The sequence below is a fragment of the Paenibacillus gyeongsangnamensis genome (genome assembly GCF_027533625.1).
Classification (GTDB): Bacteria; Bacillota; Bacilli; order Paenibacillales; family NBRC-103111; genus Paenibacillus_G; species Paenibacillus_G gyeongsangnamensis.
On sequence record NZ_JAQAGZ010000041.1, the window covers coordinates 1 to 16,583 of the forward strand.

Annotated in this window: 19 protein-coding genes, 1 rRNA gene and 1 riboswitch; of the genes, 17 read left to right on the forward strand and 3 right to left on the reverse strand. The window is 53.7% G+C overall.

Annotated features, from left to right (window positions below):
* A 23S ribosomal RNA gene (locus O9H85_RS35335) occupies positions 1-177 on the forward strand; the annotation flags it as partial.
* 342 nt (positions 178-519) lie between these two features.
* Here the strand turns inward: O9H85_RS35335 and O9H85_RS35340 are convergent.
* Complete coding sequence (locus O9H85_RS35340) at positions 520-969, reverse strand: hypothetical protein (protein ID WP_269886049.1); 450 nt, start codon at positions 967-969, stop codon at positions 520-522.
* A 271-nt stretch (positions 970-1,240) separates the two neighbouring features.
* Between O9H85_RS35340 and O9H85_RS35345 the strand changes: the two genes are divergently transcribed.
* The 10 genes from O9H85_RS35345 (at position 1,241) to rsmI (ending at position 8,600) form a co-directional block, all read left to right on the forward strand.
* A complete protein-coding gene (locus O9H85_RS35345) occupies positions 1,241-1,438 on the forward strand; it encodes a sigma factor G inhibitor Gin (RefSeq protein ID WP_269886050.1) in 198 nt (65 codons plus the stop codon).
* A gap of 100 nt (positions 1,439-1,538) precedes the next feature.
* Positions 1,539-3,050 carry an aminotransferase class I/II-fold pyridoxal phosphate-dependent enzyme gene (locus tag O9H85_RS35350; RefSeq protein ID WP_269886051.1) on the forward strand — a complete coding sequence of 504 codons (1,512 nt, stop codon included), beginning with the start codon at positions 1,539-1,541 and terminating at the stop codon, positions 3,048-3,050.
* A gap of 55 nt (positions 3,051-3,105) precedes the next feature.
* A complete protein-coding gene (gene tmk / locus O9H85_RS35355) occupies positions 3,106-3,744 on the forward strand; it encodes a dTMP kinase (protein ID WP_269886052.1) in 639 nt (212 codons plus the stop codon).
* A 109-nt stretch (positions 3,745-3,853) separates the two neighbouring features.
* Positions 3,854-4,183, forward strand: coding sequence for a cyclic-di-AMP receptor (locus tag O9H85_RS35360; protein ID WP_269886053.1), 330 nt, complete (start codon positions 3,854-3,856; stop codon positions 4,181-4,183).
* An 18-nt stretch (positions 4,184-4,201) separates the two neighbouring features.
* A complete protein-coding gene (locus O9H85_RS35365) occupies positions 4,202-4,648 on the forward strand; it encodes a YaaR family protein (RefSeq protein WP_269886054.1) in 447 nt (148 codons plus the stop codon).
* A gap of 29 nt (positions 4,649-4,677) precedes the next feature.
* Complete coding sequence (holB, locus tag O9H85_RS35370) at positions 4,678-5,655, forward strand: DNA polymerase III subunit delta' (RefSeq protein ID WP_269886055.1); 978 nt, start codon at positions 4,678-4,680, stop codon at positions 5,653-5,655.
* A gap of 2 nt (positions 5,656-5,657) precedes the next feature.
* Positions 5,658-6,461 (forward strand): PSP1 domain-containing protein, encoded by an 804-nt coding sequence (locus O9H85_RS35375; RefSeq protein ID WP_269886056.1) that lies wholly within the window; start codon positions 5,658-5,660, stop codon positions 6,459-6,461.
* Positions 6,462-6,496: 35 nt separating this feature from the next.
* A complete protein-coding gene (yabA, locus tag O9H85_RS35380) occupies positions 6,497-6,853 on the forward strand; it encodes a DNA replication initiation control protein YabA (protein ID WP_269886057.1) in 357 nt (118 codons plus the stop codon).
* 75 nt (positions 6,854-6,928) lie between these two features.
* Entirely contained in the window at positions 6,929-7,699 is a 771-nt protein-coding gene (locus tag O9H85_RS35385) for a tRNA1(Val) (adenine(37)-N6)-methyltransferase (RefSeq protein WP_269886058.1), read from the forward strand.
* A gap of 16 nt (positions 7,700-7,715) precedes the next feature.
* A complete protein-coding gene (rsmI, locus tag O9H85_RS35390; RefSeq protein WP_269886059.1) occupies positions 7,716-8,600 on the forward strand; it encodes a 16S rRNA (cytidine(1402)-2'-O)-methyltransferase in 885 nt (294 codons plus the stop codon).
* Here the strand turns inward: rsmI and O9H85_RS35395 are convergent.
* Together O9H85_RS35395 and O9H85_RS35400 are read right to left on the reverse strand one after the other, a co-directional pair.
* The gene (locus tag O9H85_RS35395) at positions 8,585-8,908 is read right to left on the reverse strand and encodes a hypothetical protein (RefSeq protein WP_269886060.1); all 324 of its coding nucleotides are present in this window, start codon (positions 8,906-8,908) and stop codon (positions 8,585-8,587) included. The two genes, rsmI and O9H85_RS35395, sit on opposite strands and share 16 nt — an antisense overlap.
* 361 nt (positions 8,909-9,269) lie before the next feature.
* On the reverse strand, positions 9,270-9,524 hold the full coding sequence (locus tag O9H85_RS35400) for an AbrB/MazE/SpoVT family DNA-binding domain-containing protein (protein ID WP_269886061.1): 255 nt from the start codon (positions 9,522-9,524) through the stop codon (positions 9,270-9,272).
* Between the two features lie 363 nt (positions 9,525-9,887).
* On the opposite strand from O9H85_RS35400, the gene O9H85_RS35405 reads away from it, so the two are divergent.
* From O9H85_RS35405 to yabG, 6 genes are all read left to right on the forward strand, one after another.
* Entirely contained in the window at positions 9,888-11,165 is a 1,278-nt protein-coding gene (locus O9H85_RS35405) for an HD domain-containing protein (RefSeq protein ID WP_269886062.1), read from the forward strand.
* An 80-nt stretch (positions 11,166-11,245) separates the two neighbouring features.
* The gene (locus tag O9H85_RS35410) at positions 11,246-12,013 is read left to right on the forward strand and encodes a TatD family hydrolase (protein WP_269886063.1); all 768 of its coding nucleotides are present in this window, start codon (positions 11,246-11,248) and stop codon (positions 12,011-12,013) included.
* Positions 12,014-12,237: 224 nt separating this feature from the next.
* Positions 12,238-12,424, forward strand: a riboswitch (cyclic di-AMP (ydaO/yuaA leader).
* Positions 12,425-12,708: 284 nt separating this feature from the next.
* Positions 12,709-13,845 carry a 3D domain-containing protein gene (locus O9H85_RS35415; RefSeq protein ID WP_269886064.1) on the forward strand — a complete coding sequence of 379 codons (1,137 nt, stop codon included), beginning with the start codon at positions 12,709-12,711 and terminating at the stop codon, positions 13,843-13,845.
* A gap of 110 nt (positions 13,846-13,955) precedes the next feature.
* Positions 13,956-14,513: a ribonuclease M5 gene (gene rnmV, locus O9H85_RS35420; protein WP_269886065.1), complete on the forward strand. Its 558-nt coding sequence runs from the start codon at positions 13,956-13,958 to the stop codon at positions 14,511-14,513.
* Positions 14,506-15,429 (forward strand): 16S rRNA (adenine(1518)-N(6)/adenine(1519)-N(6))-dimethyltransferase RsmA, encoded by a 924-nt coding sequence (rsmA, locus tag O9H85_RS35425; protein WP_269886066.1) that lies wholly within the window; start codon positions 14,506-14,508, stop codon positions 15,427-15,429. The genes rnmV and rsmA overlap by 8 nt, the downstream gene beginning before the upstream one ends.
* Before the next feature lie 77 nt (positions 15,430-15,506).
* Entirely contained in the window at positions 15,507-16,400 is an 894-nt protein-coding gene (gene yabG, locus O9H85_RS35430; RefSeq protein WP_269886067.1) for a sporulation peptidase YabG, read from the forward strand.
* Positions 16,401-16,583 lie beyond the last annotated feature (183 nt).

Consider the following 16,583-nt stretch of genomic DNA (forward strand, 5'->3'; position numbering starts at 1 on the left):
CTGGATAGCCAAGTACGGACGGGATAAGCGCTGAAAGCATCTAAGCGTGAAGCCCCCCTCAAGATGAGATTTCCCAGTATGTAAGACCCCTTGTAGACGACGAGGTAGATAGGTTCGGGGTGGAAGCGCGGCAACGTGTGGAGCTGACGAATACTAATCGGTCGAGGGCTTATCCTATAGGTTTTGCGACAGCAAAACCACATCGGAAGCATAGGCTTACCCACAAAGTGAAGAATGAAGCTGACGAAGCGGATTCCGGGTACTTTGCGGGGGCCCCAATAAAGCAAAAAGCAAGAAGAATACACAGCTAAAGTGCGATGTTTCGATCCAGTTTTCAAGGTACAAGGAAAACTTCCGGTGCAGCAGGCGTTGGAAGTTTTTTTCGGTTGATAAGAATTTATAAGTTTTCGTAACTTACAGCTTCGCATCAACCTTGATAAACGCGCCGGTCCTTGTAAGACAAGGATGGCGTAGCCGTTTATCCTGGTTTCGCGAATTCAAGACAAAATAAGACACCTCTTACTGCGCATAGCAGGAGGTGTCTTTGTCGTTGATAATCAAATAACCTTCTTCCCTATGAGCGCGGAAGCGCCAGAGGATATAGAGCCTTGGAAGCATCACCCACAGATGAAAGAACAGCAGGTGGAACAGCAGCTCCGAGGGCAACCACGGGTAGAGGCAGCCGATGAGCACGGCCGTCACGAACAGCAGCTGCAACTGCAGACTGCGAACCCGAGCAACCGCGGCGTAGCTTGAAGGGACTAGGCCAAACCAAGGGAGACGGAAGCTCAGCTGCCATTGCCGAAAGGCCTGAGACCGTTTCACCCTGCGGATAACGATAACGAGCAGGAGATGGATCAACGGCACCAGAACGAGACTGATTAGAAAAGGTAAGGGCTCCGATAAGACCACATCGCGGATCCACAGCGCAAGGGCGATGCCCCAATAAACGTAAGTAAACCATGTCATGTGACGGACCCTTTTTAACAGGGTATAAGTATAGATGGTGGAATCTTTCGATAAGGGTGTGTCGTTATAGTTCTTCAAGGCTTCGACCCCGCTCAAATGCTGAATAATATGAATTACGAATGTACATATCTTTTTATCGGAAGCCCACCGGCAAATGATAAGTGCGATGCACCAAGAATCATCGATTTTCATAAAAATAAGTATGGAATTTGGTATACTCTTAAGAGAATCTGTCCATACTGATAGAAAAGAAGAATAGAGGTGAAGCGAGATGGGCGAAGCGCTGCAGCACGATGTAGTTCACCCTTGCATCATTTGCGGGCAATCCAAAGAACATGGCATCATGATCATATCCGAATTCATATGCGAGGATTGCGAGACTGAGATGGTAAGGACCGACGTGGGCGATGTGAAATATCCGTTCTTCATCCATCAGATGAAGCAAATTTTTTATAAAGAAAACGCGTAAAGCGATGAACGAAGCTCTTTTTTGTCCGAATCGGATGGAAGGGAGCTTTTTTGTTTGGTACAATACGGCATATATCGATTTCGGAAGGAAGGCACGTATCATGTCTCAACAACGAGCGCCCTTGTTTGAAAGCTTGTTAGCGCACCGGGGCTCCCGCGCGGTCAGTTTTCATGTGCCCGGTCATAAATCCGATGCCGGGGTATACGTAGAGAATGAGGAGGCCTCGCAGCTATATGAGCAGATCCTTACGATTGATCTGACGGAAATTCCGGGACTGGACGATCTACATCAGCCGGAGGAGGCCATACATGAAGCGCAGCAGCTTGCGGCAGACTGCTTCGGCGCGGAAGAGACGCTCTTCCTGGTAGGCGGGAGCACGGTAGGCAATCTGGCGATGATTCTGGCCCACTGCCGGCCGGGAGAACGCCTGCTCGTCCAACGGGACGCGCACAAGTCGGTCATCCATGGTTTGATGCTCGCGGGGGCGGAAGCGGTGTTTATTGCGCCGCAGGTGGACGCGGCCGGCGGGATGCGGCTTGGGCTGGACCCGGACAATGTGGAGGAAGCGCTGAGACGTTATCCGGATGCGGTAGGGCTGCTTCTGACGAATCCGAACTATTTCGGGATCGGTTCGGATCTTGCGGCGATCGCAGACAAGCTGCATGCGCGAGGCAAGCTGCTGCTCGTCGATGAAGCCCATGGAGCCCATTACGGCTTCCACCCGGCTTTGCCGCAGTCTGCACTGGCATGCGGAGCGGATGCGGTCGTGCAATCCACGCATAAGATGCTCGCCGCCATGACGATGGGAGCGATGCTTCATCTGCAAGGCAGCCGCGTGCATCGGGACGGAATCAAACGCGTTCTCGCCATGCTTCAAAGCTCCAGTCCTTCGTATCCGCTGATGGCCAGCCTCGATTTAAGCCGGACCATGCTTCAGGCATCCGGACGGGAGCGCATCGGGCGCGGGCTTCAGGCAGTCGCCCGCTTGGAAGAAGGGCTTGAAGCTATTGGCCCGAAGGGACGGCCGCGTTGGCAGCTATGGTCTATGAACGGCGGCAATGAGTCTTACTCCAGAGACCCTTTTAAATTGGCGCTCTTTGATTCAACCGGGCAATGGGACGGGTATGAATTGAAAAGGAGGCTGGAGGAGCAGGGCTGCTATCCGGAAATGACAGATGGCAAGTATGTGCTGCTGGTTTACAGTCTCGCCAGCACGATAGAGGATAGCGAGAAGCTGCTGCAAGCGCTTCGCCGCATCGAGCCGGAGGCCGATGGAGAGGTCAGGGACGATATGCGGAACAGTGCATTGGACACGAGCTGGCTGGCCCGGCCGGACCGGGTGTCGGAGCCGGTATCGTTCGATATGGGGCATATCCGCGGCTTCGAACGGGACATCAAATGGTTGCCGATCGGCGAAAGCGCCGGGTACGCTGCGGCGGAGATGATCATCCCTTATCCTCCCGGTATACCTCTCTTGTATCCGGGAGAAATCATCAGCAGCGCTACGGCTGCGGAATTGGAGATGCATGTGCGAGGGGGGAGCCGGTTTCACGGGCATGATCTTTCCAAGGATGGAAAAATTGCGGTTCGGGTCGCTCCTTCTCACGTTTGAGAGCCGGATATGTTATAGTAAACTATACAGATAAGAAAGAATTGAGGACACCCAAGTGAAATCTGGTTTTTTCATAACCGTAGAAGGCGGAGAGGGAGCAGGCAAATCCTCTGCGATTCAAACGATGATCGAAGTAGCGGCGCAGCGAGGCTTCGAGATAATATCTACTCGGGAGCCCGGCGGCATCCCCATTGCAGAGCAAATCCGCGGGATCGTGCTGGATCGGGCCAATACGGCGATGGACGCGCGCACGGAGGCGCTGCTCTATGCAGCTGCACGAAGACAGCATTTGGCGGAAAAGGTCATTCCGGCCCTCGAGGCCGGCAAGGTCGTGATCTGCGACCGGTTTATCGACAGCAGCCTGGCTTATCAGGGACATGCCCGGGGACTCGGTATCAATGAAGTGTTCTCGATTAACCGTTTCGCTGTTGGCGACTGGATGCCTCAGCTCACCATCTTCATGGACGTGCTCCCGGAGGTGGGACTGGCCCGGATCGAAGCGGACCTAAGCCGCGAGGTGAACCGTCTCGACCTGGAGTCTCTGGTCTTTCATCGGAAGGTGAGAGAGGGCTATCTGCTCGTTGCCGAGCGGTTTCCGGACAGGATCGTCCGAATTGATGCCGGTCAGGAGCTTGAGGCGGTACTTCAGAAAATTACGGAAGTGTTGAACCAAAAGCTGCCTGGGCGAGTATAATGCATTATCGGACTATATAATTGAAGGAATTTTTCAAAGCTTTGTCAAATTATTATAGTAGCAACAAGTTGGAGCTCGCAAAACGATCCTAGTAAAGGAGGCTGGAAGGATGAAATTGGTGATTGCGGTCGTTCAGGACAAAGACAGCAACCGACTCTCGAATGCTCTGATTAAAGAAGGGTTTCGTGCGACGAAGCTGGCGAGCACCGGAGGGTTCCTGCGTGCGGGGAACACGACATTCCTGATCGGAACGGAAGACGAACGGATCAGCGAGGTGTTTCAAGTCATCAAGGCGAATTGTAAAATTCGCGAGCAAATGGTTACCCCGGTTTCCCCGATGGGAGGAACGACGGATTCGTATATTCCGTTCCCTGTCGAGGTTCAGGTTGGCGGAGCCGCGGTTTTTGTACTTCCGGTCGAGCGGTTCGAACATTTCTAGGATAAGGCGGTACACAGCGTGAAAATCAATCCGGGCTGGCGCCCTTTCGGCAAAGAGATGGTAAAAAGCGAGAATGCTTCGTCCCAGCAGCTACAGCAGAAAACCTTCTCCGATATGATGCGGCACCATGACGAAAGGGCAACGCAGGAGCAGCTGCAGCGCATTCTTCAAGAGATTGACCAGCAGGGTCTGCGGCTGTCCAAGTCGATGACGGTACGCGAGCTGAGACAGTATAAACTGCTGGTCAAGCAATTTTTGGAGGAAACGGTGCGCCGCGGAGTCGGGCTGCGGGATACGCGCGGCTGGGACCGCCGCGGGCGTTCCAAGCGGTACAAGCTGCTGGAGGAAATCGATGCGGAATTGCTCGGCATGGCCGACGATCTTCTCGACAGCGAGCAGGGGCGGATCGATCTTCTCAACAAGATCGGGGAAATCCGCGGCATGCTTATCAATTTGTTTTTTTAGATTGTTACGAAAGGATTAAGGCGGGTGCCATGTCTTTTGCAGCGATAGAAGGACAGGATCGGGTTAAGAGGATACTTCAGAACAGTCTTAGGGAAGACAAGGTTTCCCATGCATATATATTTACAGGCCCGGCAGGGACAGGCCGGCGGGCAATGGCGAAGGCTTTTGCCCAGGCGATTTACTGCAAGGTGCTCCCGGACGATGCTTGCGGAGAATGTCTCGACTGCCGCAAGGTGGAGCACGGGAACCATCCGGATCTCTATATTATTGAACCGGATGGCGCTTCGATCAAGATAGAGCAGATTCGCGAGCTGCAGAAGCAGTTCGCTTACCGCGCATCGGCGTCCGGAGTGAAGATGTACATTCTTCAGGATGCGGATAAAATGACCGTACAGGCGGCCAACAGCCTGCTTAAATTTCTGGAGGAGCCGACCTCCCAGGTCGTGGCGGTACTGCTCACGGACAACGGCAATGCGCTGCTGCCGACGATTCGGTCGCGCGCGCAGTGGGTTCCTTTCATGCCGCTGAACAAGTCTTCCATGACGAAGCAGCTGCTTAACGAAGGCCATCCTGCGGTGCTGGTGCAAGCGGCCGTCCGCCTGGCGTCCGGAACCGGGGCGGCCCGGGAGCTCATTCAAGGAAATGGGTTTGCGGAAATCCGAAATCTAGTGATACAATTAACAAAGGAGAGTTTGTCCCGGCTTCCGTCAGCTCTGCTGACCGCACAGCAAAAGCTCGGGAAAGGGGAGCTCTCGGAGCAGCTTCCGCGTTTCTTGGACATGCTCATATTGTGGCTTAAAGATATGGTCCGGCTGAGTCTCGGCCATCGGGACGATTTGGTTTACACCGATCAGACCGAATGGATGACGCAGCAGGTTTATCAATACCGCGTAGAGCATTGGATCTCGTGCCTCGAGCATGCGGTAGAAACGCAGAAACGACTGCGGTTTCATGCCAATTCCCAGCTGGCGCTGGAAAATATATTAATGCGGCTCAAGGGGGTGTAGGATTGTTCTCGGTTGTGGGAGTCCGCTTCAAGAAGGCGGGCAAGATTTACTATTTTGACCCAAGCGACCTGCCCGCCGATAAGGATAGCGCGGTCATCGTCGAAACGGCCCGCGGCGTAGAGTACGGGACAGTGGTGATCGGACGCAGAACCGTCGGGGAAGCCGACGTCGTGCTGCCGCTCAAGAAGGTCATCCGGATGGCGGATCAGCAGGACGCGCAGCTGGTAGATGATAACAAGAACGCTGCTAAGAATGCTTTTGCCATATGTCAGGACAAGATTCGGGATCACCAGCTCCGAATGAAGCTGGTTGACGTTGAGTATACATTTGACCGGAACAAGATTATTTTTTATTTCACGGCGGAGGGCCGGGTCGATTTCCGGGAGCTGGTGAAGGATTTGGCCAGCATTTTCCGTACCCGGATCGAGCTGAGACAGATCGGCGTTCGCGATGAAGCCAAGATGCTCGGAGGGATCGGGCCGTGCGGCCGGATTCTGTGCTGCTCCTCGTTCCTCGGCGATTTCGAACCGGTATCGATCAAGATGGCGAAGGATCAGAACCTGTCGCTGAATCCGACGAAGATTTCCGGTTTGTGCGGCCGTCTGATGTGCTGCCTGAAGTATGAGCATGATAATTACGAAAGCGCTAAAGATGATCTGCCGCGCGTCGGCAGTGAAGTGGTTACCCCATTCGGCAACGGACGCCTGATTTCGCTTAATGTGAACGAACGAGTGGCGAAGGTGCAAGTATTTGATTTGAAGAAGGTCATGGACCTGCCTTTAGATGACGTCGTGGAACAGCATTAAAACCAGCTTCTGCTCTTGCGGCTTGAGGTGAAAGCGTGGATAAACGGGATATATTCGTACAAATCGAACAAATGGAAGAACAAATGGGCGCTCTCTATGCCGATCTGGGTCAAATTAAACGGCAGATCGTCGAGCTGCTGGAGGAGAACAAGCGCCTGAGTATAGAAAACGGCCAGCTGCGCAAGCTGTTAAAGAAGGACGCGGAAGTGACGGCTTCCGCTGTATTGCAAACCGCAGGTTCCGTCGCGCCTTCTAAAGAGCCGCCCGTCGGCCAAGGCCATGACAATTTGACCCGCATTTATCATGAAGGGTTTCATATTTGTAACGTTTATTACGGACATTTGCGGACCGAAGGCGATTGCCTCTTCTGCATGTCTTTCTTGAATAAATAAATGCTGCCGTAGGGAAGGAACTCTTCTCTACGGTTTTTTTGGAATCGCTGGACAGAAAAGGGAAGAGGAACGATAGTGGATCAAGTACCGATCTATGAGCGTGAGCGGATCGATGAATTGCTGACGCACGATTTGAAAATTATACAAAGCGACGAGGTATTCAGCTTTTCTTTGGATGCGGTGCTGCTCGGCCGCTTCTGCTCGGTGCCGCCCCGGGGGCGGGTCGTCGACCTGTGCTCCGGCAACGGGGTCATTCCTTTGCTCTTAAGCACCAGGACGAAGGCAAGCCTGACCGGCGTGGAAATCCAGGAGCGGCTCGCGGATATGGCGGTCCGGAACGTGAAAATCAACGGTCTTGAAGACCGGATCGAGATGCTACGAATGGACCTGAAGGAGGCACCGGAGCGACTCGGCAACGGCACCTTCGATACGGTCACGGTGAACCCGCCTTATCTCCCCGTTCCGAATGGCGAACAAAATGTGAATGCGCATATCGCCGCCGCCCGGCATGAAGTGTTCTGCACGCTGGACGATGTTGTACGCGTGAGCAGCCGGCTGGTGAAGAGCGGCGGAAAGGTCGCGATGGTGCACCGGCCGAGCCGGCTCATCGATATTTGCTGCACGATGCGGCAGTACCGGCTGGAGCCGAAGCGGATCCGCTTCGTTCATCCCCGTGCCGATATGGAGGCGAATATGGTGCTGATCGAGGCGATGCGGGACGGCAAGCCGGAGATTCGGACGCTGCCGCCTTTGATCGTCTACAAGCAAGGGACGGAATATACCGAGGAGCTGATGGACGTCTATTACGGCCGGCGGGATGCACTGCTGGATTCATCCACTACATAGAGCTGAGGGGTTTCTTGTGAACATTCAAAAAAGCTATCAGGAACATACCGCGGCCGGAAAGCTGTATCTGGTCGGCACGCCGATCGGCAATCTGGAGGACATGACCTACCGGGCCGTCCGTATACTGCAGGAGGTGCAGCTCATCGCGGCGGAAGATACGCGCCACACCCGCAAGCTGTTAACGCATTTCGAGATCTCGACCAGGCTCGTGAGCTATCACGAGCACAATAAGCATGCCAGCGGGCCTGAGCTGATCCGGCTGCTGAAGGGCGGTGACAGCATCGCGCTCGTCAGCGATGCGGGACTCCCGGCCATCTGCGACCCCGGCGCAGATTTGGTCCGGATGGCCGTGGAAGAGGCCATCGACGTCATTCCCGTGCCGGGCGCGAACGCGGCGCTGTCGGCTCTCATCATGTCGGGGCTGCCAACCGACAAGTTCAAGTTCCTCGGCTTCCTGCCGCGGGACAAGAAGCCGCTCACCCAAGAGCTGGCCGCGGTAAACCGCGAGCAGGCCACGCTCCTCTGCTACGAGTCGCCGCACCGGCTCGTGAAGACGCTCTCCGCGATGGAGGCCGCCTTCGGCCCGGATCGCGAGATTGTCCTCGTGCGCGAGCTGACCAAGCGCTACGAGGAAGCCCTCCGCGGTACGCTCGCGGAGGCGCTCCTGCACCTCGCGGAGCATCCCGCGCAGGGCGAGTACGTCGTCGTCGTCCGCGGCGCCGAGGATGACCCTTCCGCCCCGCGCAGCGAGGACGCCTGGTGGGCCGGCCTCACGGCCGAGGAGCACGTAGCCCGCTACGAGGCCGACGGCCTGGACCGCAAGGAGGCGCTGAAGCGCGCCGCCTCCGACCTGGGCGTCCCTAAGCGCGAGCTGTATAACCAGCTTCACCGGGATTCGTAGGGGGAGAAGTAGGCTTTCAAGGAAGTTGGTTGCGATGCTGCGTAGCAGCGGGCTATGCTTTTGACCTTGCTTTTGACCTTGCTTTTGACCTTGCTTTTGACCTTGCTTTTGACCTTGCTTTTGACCTTGCTTTTGACCTTGCTTTTGACCTTGCTTTTGCTCTTGCTTTTGCTCTTGCTTTTGCTCTTGCTTTTGCTCTTGCCTTTGCGCTTGCCCTTGCTCTTGCCCTTGCTCTTGCCCTTGCTCTTGCTTTTGCTCTTGCTTTTGCTCTTGCCTTGCTCTTGACCTGCTCGAACAGGAGCTTGCAAGGCTTGCCTTGCAGGGCGGGGATACGGTGGTCATGCCTGCAACATCGCACAAACGTCGGCGCACACTCGGCCCTTCCACGTAAGAACGCCGCCGTGAAGCGGGTCCGAGCCGACCCAACCGCCATCCCAAGCGGCGGCAGGTCGGCTCGGACGAAAAGCGCTCCCTCCACCAACTGCTCGCCGAAGCGTGGGGTCCAGGGGCGGGAGCCCCTGGGGTCCCCCGGGGGGGATTTAGGGGGCGCCACCGGCAGTGGCTCAAAAAGAATCCCCGATCCATAAAGGATCGGGGATATAGAGGAGATATGAAAAAGGTTAGAATTACCTTAGTTAAAATTGCTAACTTTATTATAACCTATTTTTTTTATTTTGTCACAGGTATTGGCATTTCGGATAAGCAATCGTGGCAAACAATTTTTCCTTTGAAATAAGACACGTTCTCAGCGTTGCCGCAGAAGATACAAGCAGGCTCATATTTCTTCAGCATGATGCGCTCGCCGTCCACATAAATTTCCAAAGCGTCCTTCTCTCCGATGCCGAGCGTTCTGCGCAATTCAATCGGAATAACAACGCGGCCCAATTCGTCAACTTTTCTCACGATTCCTGTAGATTTCATCATTAATAAATTCCCCTCTCTAAGAAGTAAAAAAATAATCGCCATGTTTCGACATAATTCTCTTTACTTATGATACCAACCATTCCCATAATAGTCAACATTAAATTAAGAGATTCTAATGCTATGATTTGGGAATTGAGGATTTTTTGACAAATTATTTAATGCAAATGCGACTAAAATTGTGATGCTTCTCACAAAATCTAGCGAAATTTCATTGTTCTTGAAGGAGTTTCAAATTCGAAATCGAAAGTGTTTGTCAACCAAAAAAGGAATTGAAAAGGGAATGAATTCGACAAAATTCGACATAATATTTGATTTTCATCCGACATTCATGTCGAAAACAAAAGTTTTAAAGGAGGTTAGCTCATGACCGCTCCCTTGAGTGAAGAAAAAGTATTTAAAGATCCGGTTCACAAGTACATTTATGTTCAGGATCAAACCATCTGGGATTTGATCAACACGAAGGAATTTCAAAGGCTGCGCCGGATCAGGCAGCTCGGCACCTGCTTCCTGACCTTCCACGGGGCCGAGCACAGCCGCTTCTCGCATTCGCTCGGCGTATACGAAATCACACGCAAGATCCTCTCGCAATTCGAGCGCAATCAGTTCGAGGATTGGCCGAAAGAGGAACGGCTGCTTTGTCTTTGCGCCGCGCTGCTGCATGACGTTGGCCACGGGCCCTTCTCGCATTCCATTGAGAAAACGTTCGGCACCCATCATGAGGAGTGGTCCTGCCGCATCGTCCTCGGCGACACGGAGGTTAACCGCGTGCTGCGCGAGGTCTCGCCGGAGTTTCCTGCGAAAGTGGCCGGCGTCATCGCCAAAACGTATTCGCGCGAAATCGTCGTAAGCCTTATTTCGAGTCAGCTCGACGCCGACCGCATGGATTATTTGCTCCGAGATGCGTATTTTACCGGAGTAAATTACGGCACCTTCGATCTGGAGCGGATTCTGCGGGTCATGCGTCCGTATCGAGGCCACATTGTGGTCAAGGAAAGCGGGATGCACGCGGTGGAGGATTACTTGATGTCCAGATACCAAATGTACTGGCAGGTGTACTTTCACCCCGTCACGCGCAGCGCCGAAGCCGTGCTTCATAAAGTATTCGAGCGGGCCAAGCAATTATTTGAGGAGGGGTACCGGTTCGGCTTTATGATCCATCCGCTGGAGAAGCTATTCCGCAGGGAGCTGACCACCCAGGATTACTTCCTTCTGGATGAAGCGTTTATGCAGACTGTACTGATGCAGTGGACCTTTGAAGACGATCCGATTCTTGCCGACCTGAGCTCACGATTTCTTCAGCGGCATCTCTTTAAATACGTTACGCTGGACCGGCTGGACGTGCAGCAGCTGGAGAAGCTTCGTGCCGCGATGAATGAACTGGGCTGGGACCCCTCGTTTTATATGGAAATTGATTTTCCTTCCGACCTTTCGTATGATGTTTACCGTCCGGGAGATCATGATGAGAAGCTCCCGATTCTGCTGCTCGACTCCAAGGACAGCTTAACGGAGATTTCCCGAAAATCCGAGATCGTCCGTTCGATCAGTGGATTTCATATGGGAAAATACCACCTTTATTACCCGCAGGAGCTTCCAATCAATCAACTGGAGCCGGGCATAAGGAAAATATTTCAAATTGAATAATTTCCCAATGGATCCAGGCTTTGTACTGCAATAAATATAGAAAACTTTAGGACTTCAAAGAACGGAAAAGAGGTACAGCCATGCTTATCGACACACATGCCCATTTAAACGCCGCGGCTTTCGATGAAGATCGACATGACGTCATCCGGCGCGCAGTTGAACAAGGAATTAGTCGAATTGTCAACGTCGGATTTAATCGAGAAACGATCCCCAGCTCCCTCGCGCTGGCGGAGCAATACGATTTTATTTATTCGACAGTCGGTTGGCATCCGACCGACGCCAAAGACATGACGCAGGAGGACCTGGAATGGATCGAGTCGCTCTGCAGCCATAAGAAGGTCGTCGCTATAGGCGAGATTGGTCTCGATTACTATTGGGATACGTCGCCCAAGGAGGTGCAGGACCGGGTCTTCCGCGAACAAATCCGTCTGGCCCGCAAGATGGGTTTACCGATCGTGATTCATAACCGGGACGCCCATCATGACGTCGTAAAGACGCTGCGGGAGGAAAAAGCCCATGAGGTCGGAGGCGTGATGCATTGCTATTCCGGCAGCTGGGAAACGGCCCGCATGTGTCTGGACATGAACTTCTATATCTCCTTCGGCGGACCGGTTACGTTCAAGAACGCCAAGCAGCCGAAGGAAGTGCTCGCCCAGGTGCCGCTTGATCGTCTCCTTATCGAAACCGACGCTCCCTACCTCGCTCCGCACCCTTACCGGGGCAAGCGAAACGAAACCTCTTATGTTCGTTTAGTCGCTGAAACGGCAGCCGAAATCAAGGGCTTGTCTCTAGAAGAGCTTGCCGAAGCTACTACGCGAAATGCGATAAAACTTTTCGGTTTAACGTGAAGCTAAGAGGGGGTATGGACAGCCCTTTTTTTAGCGTAAACTAGATAAACCAAGAAAAATAGGTCAAATCGTACGTCATACAAAGAGAAAGAAGGGTTTAGTCTATAGATTGAGCGATTTTTCATCATATCGGTCTAAAATCGCTCTTTTTTTCAAAGTTTGTATGCTTTACAACTTTACCCTCGGCATCGTAAACTCAATATTAACTTCATACGATTACCAATTTTCCAACATCGCTGAGTTTCCGTAAGGGAAACGGGGGAACCGTTAGCGCGGCAGTCCGGGTCGAAGTCATGATTCGGCAGTCCAAGTTTTGGGGTGAATCCTAGGGATACTTCGTATGCTCTGGGTAGGGCGACTCTCAAGTCCGAATCCGTCAGCTAACCTCGTAAGCGTCAAGAGAGAGGTAACAATTGTCGTGTGCTTCTATTTTTCATTTGCCCAAATGAGAAAAAGTCACGGGAAGGTTCCTCTTCTCCGATGACTTTTTTTGTTGTTTCCCCGTTCAATGGGATAAATGTCCAAGCCGTAAATTGATGGGAAATCCCTAGGAGGTGGCGATGGCAAGCAAGTCGATCATCTGATGGCAATAGCAGGAACAGTTGGTAATTGGATCATACATTTTACCATAGTCGCGTCAGATCTACTCATGCATAACACTCGGGTGGCGGGGCTTTTGAAGGAGGACCGAACTAGTGGGCGTTGTGACTTCAGAACAAACCCATGTAAGACGATCATCCAGCATGACCTTCGCATTGCGATGGAAGCATGAAAACTTGCGTTTGATATCGATCATTGCTCTTATTTCATTCGCTATGACTTTCATGTTTTTGATGATGTTATACGGTACAGCTATCAAACGTGTATCGATCGTTGTGGATGGCCAGGAAAAAACGGTCAATACGAGACATTACGTTCTACAACGCATACTGGATGAGCAAGGCATCTCGGTCGGAGAGCACGACAGAGTATCGCAGCCTTTGAATGTCGCGGTGAAATCGGGAGACCGGATCACGATTGACAAGGCGAAGCCGATTACGCTGACGGCCGACGGAGAGAGCAAAACCGTGTACACCACGGGCAAGACGGTGGGAGCCGCACTGACGGATCTGAAGATCGATCTGGGCGAGCTCGATAAGGTTACCCCGGCCCAAGAGGCGGGTTTGCCGGACAACAGCGAGATTAAAGTGGTGAGGGTCAATAAGCAATTGGAAGAGGAAACGGAGCCGATTGCATTCGAGACCGTAAAGAAGAACGATCCCCAGATCGTTAAAGGCAAGGAGCAGGTCGTCCAAGAGGGCAAAGAGGGCGTGCTGCTGAAGAAGAAGGAAAAGCTGTTCGAGGACGGCGTCCTCGTTTCCGAGCAAGTCGTGGACCAGAAGGTCCAGTCCGAGAGCGTCCAGAAGGTGGTCGCTATTGGAACGAAGAACCCGGTTGCCGTGCTGTCCGCATCCTCCCCAAGTACGGACGTGAACAAAGGCGGCGTGAATTTCCCGGTGAAGCAAGTGATTAATAATGTCACTCTGACGGCTTATTCCGCCGGTGCCTCCTCTACAGGCAAGAGCAGCGGAAACCCATCCTACGGGTTGACATCCTCAGGAGCGAGAGTAAGTGAAGGACGCACGATTGCCGTGGATCCGAAGGTGATTCCGATGGGCTGGTGGGTATATATCGACGGAATCGGTTTCCGCAGAGCGGAAGACACCGGCAGCGCGGTCAAGGGCAACGTGATCGATGTCTATTTTGACAGCAATGATTATGCCAACCGGTTCGGCACGAAGCGGGGATATACCGTATACGTGATCGGCCCGACGAAGCCGTCGGCCGACTAAGGGTCCGCGTGATCGGGTAGACTCATGATATAAAATAGTTGAAAGAAGAGGCATTCCCTTGCCGGGACCTCTTCTTTTTCTGCTTGTATGGAAAGAAGGATGGAAGTGCGATGATTAAGGAAATCATTGTTGTAGAAGGAAAGGACGATACCGTCGCCATCAAGCGGGCGGTCGAAGCGGAGACGATCGAGACGGGCGGCTCGGCGATCAACAAGGATATCATTAAACGGATCCGCCTGGCCCAGCAACGCAGAGGCGTCATCGTATTCACGGACCCGGACCATGCCGGAGAACGGATCCGTAAGATTATCGCCTCCCAGGTACCGGGCTGCAAACATGCCTTCCTGTCCCAGGAGGAGGCTTCAAGCAAAGGGGATATCGGGGTGGAGAACGCTTCGGCGGAAGCGATCCGCAGGGCGCTCGAGCAGGTGAAGACCGATTACCGCGCGGCGGCGTCGGTCATCACGATGGAGGATTTGATCGGCGCAGGACTGATCGTCCATCCGCAGGCTGCCGCCAGAAGACTCGCCATCGGCAAGCTGCTGGGCATCGGCTACTGCAACGGCAAGCAATTTTACAACCGGTGCCGGATGTTTCAAATTTCACGGGAGGAATTTGCGGCGGCGTACCGGAAATTAGAGGAGGAAGAAGGAACGCATCATGAATAAAGACCATAGCGGCACCTCTGTCGGACAAGCGGCCTTGGATATCGCATCTCCGAAACGGACGAATGACTTGCTGAGGAAGCATAATCTGACGTTGAAAAAGAGTCTGGGCCAGAACTTTCTGGTGGATCCGAATATATTGAACAAGATTGTCTCCGCCGCCGATCTCGACGCTTCGAAGGGGGCGCTGGAGATCGGCCCCGGGATCGGCGCGTTGACGCAGCAGCTGGCCAAGATCGCCGGCCGCGTCGTCGCCGTAGAGATTGACCAGCGGCTGCTGCCGCTGCTCCAAGAGACGCTCGAGGGCTATCCGCAGGCAACGGTCGTACTTGGGGACGTGCTGAAGGTCGATCTGCGCGCGCTCATCAAGGAGCAATTTCAAGGCGTAAGCAAAATCAGCGTCGTCGCCAACCTGCCTTACTACGTAACGACTCCGATTCTAATGAAGCTGCTTGAGGAAAAGCTGCCGCTGGAGCATATCGTCGTCATGATCCAGAAGGAAGTGGCGGACCGCATGGCGGCTCCGCCGGGAGGAAAAGACTACGGCAGCCTGAGCATTGCCGTGCAATATTACTGCGAGCCGGAGATCGTTACGATCGTTCCGCATACGGTATTTATTCCTCAGCCGAACGTAGATTCCGCCGTCATTAAGCTTACGGTTCGGGAACGCCCGCCGGTTGAGGTGGAGGATGAAGCGTTCTTCTTCGATGTCGTGCAGGCTAGCTTCACCCAGCGCCGAAAGACCATTTACAACAATCTGGCGGCCAAGTACTTCACCAAGGAAACGAAGCCGCAATTGGAGGGCTTGCTGCACGAGGCGGGGATTGAGCCGTCGCGCCGCGGCGAGACGCTGTCCATGGAAGAATATGCGCGGCTCAGCCGCGTCCTCGCCCGGCATTTGAACAAAACCGGCATGTAAAGTCGCCTTTCGCGCAGGCGCCGTACTGGCACCAAATGCCTATCACCGCATACGATAGACGAGGAGGCGATGCAGCCATGAAGCAGGGAGACCTGGTCACTCGGAAGTCGTATGGTGGTGACATTGTTTTCAAAATTCAAGAAATCAGGCGGCAGCAGGCCGTGCTTCGCGGAGTCGAGCTTCGGCTGTTGGCCGATGCCCCTTTGCCAGATTTGGAATTCGTGCCGCAGCTGGACCCTTTTCAATATATGAGCCCGCCCCATCCGTGGTGGATGGAAACGATGAAACGGTCTTTGACGTCTGCGACCGTTCCGGTGCCGACCGGCAGCGAGACGCAGCCGCCATCATACTGGCCCGGCGCTGCGGAGAGCGCGAAGCCGAGGCCGGCTTATTTTGATATGCCGGGTAAGGTGCTTCATTTGGACGGAGATCCGGCCTATCTGCGAAAATGCATGGGGCTGTACGGAGAGCTGCGCGTACCGGCGGAAGGCTATTACGTTCCGGAAGCGAGCATGGCCGATGCCTTGTATCGGCTGCTCCCGCAATCCCAGCCGGATATCGTTGTCATAACGGGACATGATGGAATTCTGAAGCAGCGTCAGTCGCTGGATATTACACAGCTTAGCAGCTACAAGAACTCGCATAACTTCGTCAATGCGGTTCGCGCCGCGCGGGCCTACGAGAAGAACCGCGATGCGCTGACCGTCATTGCGGGAGCTTGCCAGTCCCACTTTGAGGCGCTGCTGCAAGCGGGCGCGAACTTCGCGAGCTCCCCGGCCCGCGTCCTCATCCATGCGCTCGATCCGCTCTGCATTGCCGCCAAGGTAGCTTATACCCCGATAAGGGATACCGTCGATATCATCGATGTCATCGGACTCACGCACAGCGGCATCGAGGGGCTCGGAGGGATTGAATCCCGGGGAAGCTACCGCAGGGGAGTTCCCAAAATTCCATATGCCGTTCCGAAATAAGCGCCGAGCCGGCGCTTTTTTTCATTTGATTAGGATGTATAAGTTTTCGTAACTTATAGTTCGCATCAACCTTGATAAACGTGCTGGTCCTTGTAAGACAAGGACGGCGTAGCCGTTTATCCTGGGCTGCCCATTGTATAATTCGGGAAGGTTATGAGCATATTAACATAGGCCCATCGGCCG

What these genes read in the sequence shown, in the direction of transcription:
- O9H85_RS35340 (WP_269886049.1), bottom strand. Translation starts at nt 969, where the DNA reads ATGACATGGTTTACTTACGTTTATTGGGGCATCGCCCTTGCGCTGTGG.
- O9H85_RS35410 (WP_269886063.1), top strand. Translation starts at nt 11,246, where the DNA reads ATGCTTATCGACACACATGCCCATTTAAACGCCGCGGCTTTCGATGAA.
- O9H85_RS35400 (WP_269886061.1), bottom strand. Translation starts at nt 9,524, where the DNA reads ATGATGAAATCTACAGGAATCGTGAGAAAAGTTGACGAATTGGGCCGC.
- holB (WP_269886055.1), top strand. Translation starts at nt 4,678, where the DNA reads ATGTCTTTTGCAGCGATAGAAGGACAGGATCGGGTTAAGAGGATACTT.
- rsmA (WP_269886066.1), top strand. Translation starts at nt 14,506, where the DNA reads ATGAATAAAGACCATAGCGGCACCTCTGTCGGACAAGCGGCCTTGGAT.
- O9H85_RS35350 (WP_269886051.1), top strand. Translation starts at nt 1,539, where the DNA reads ATGTCTCAACAACGAGCGCCCTTGTTTGAAAGCTTGTTAGCGCACCGG.
- rnmV (WP_269886065.1), top strand. Translation starts at nt 13,956, where the DNA reads ATGATTAAGGAAATCATTGTTGTAGAAGGAAAGGACGATACCGTCGCC.
- O9H85_RS35405 (WP_269886062.1), top strand. Translation starts at nt 9,888, where the DNA reads ATGACCGCTCCCTTGAGTGAAGAAAAAGTATTTAAAGATCCGGTTCAC.
- O9H85_RS35360 (WP_269886053.1), top strand. Translation starts at nt 3,854, where the DNA reads ATGAAATTGGTGATTGCGGTCGTTCAGGACAAAGACAGCAACCGACTC.
- O9H85_RS35345 (WP_269886050.1), top strand. Translation starts at nt 1,241, where the DNA reads ATGGGCGAAGCGCTGCAGCACGATGTAGTTCACCCTTGCATCATTTGC.
- yabG (WP_269886067.1), top strand. Translation starts at nt 15,507, where the DNA reads ATGAAGCAGGGAGACCTGGTCACTCGGAAGTCGTATGGTGGTGACATT.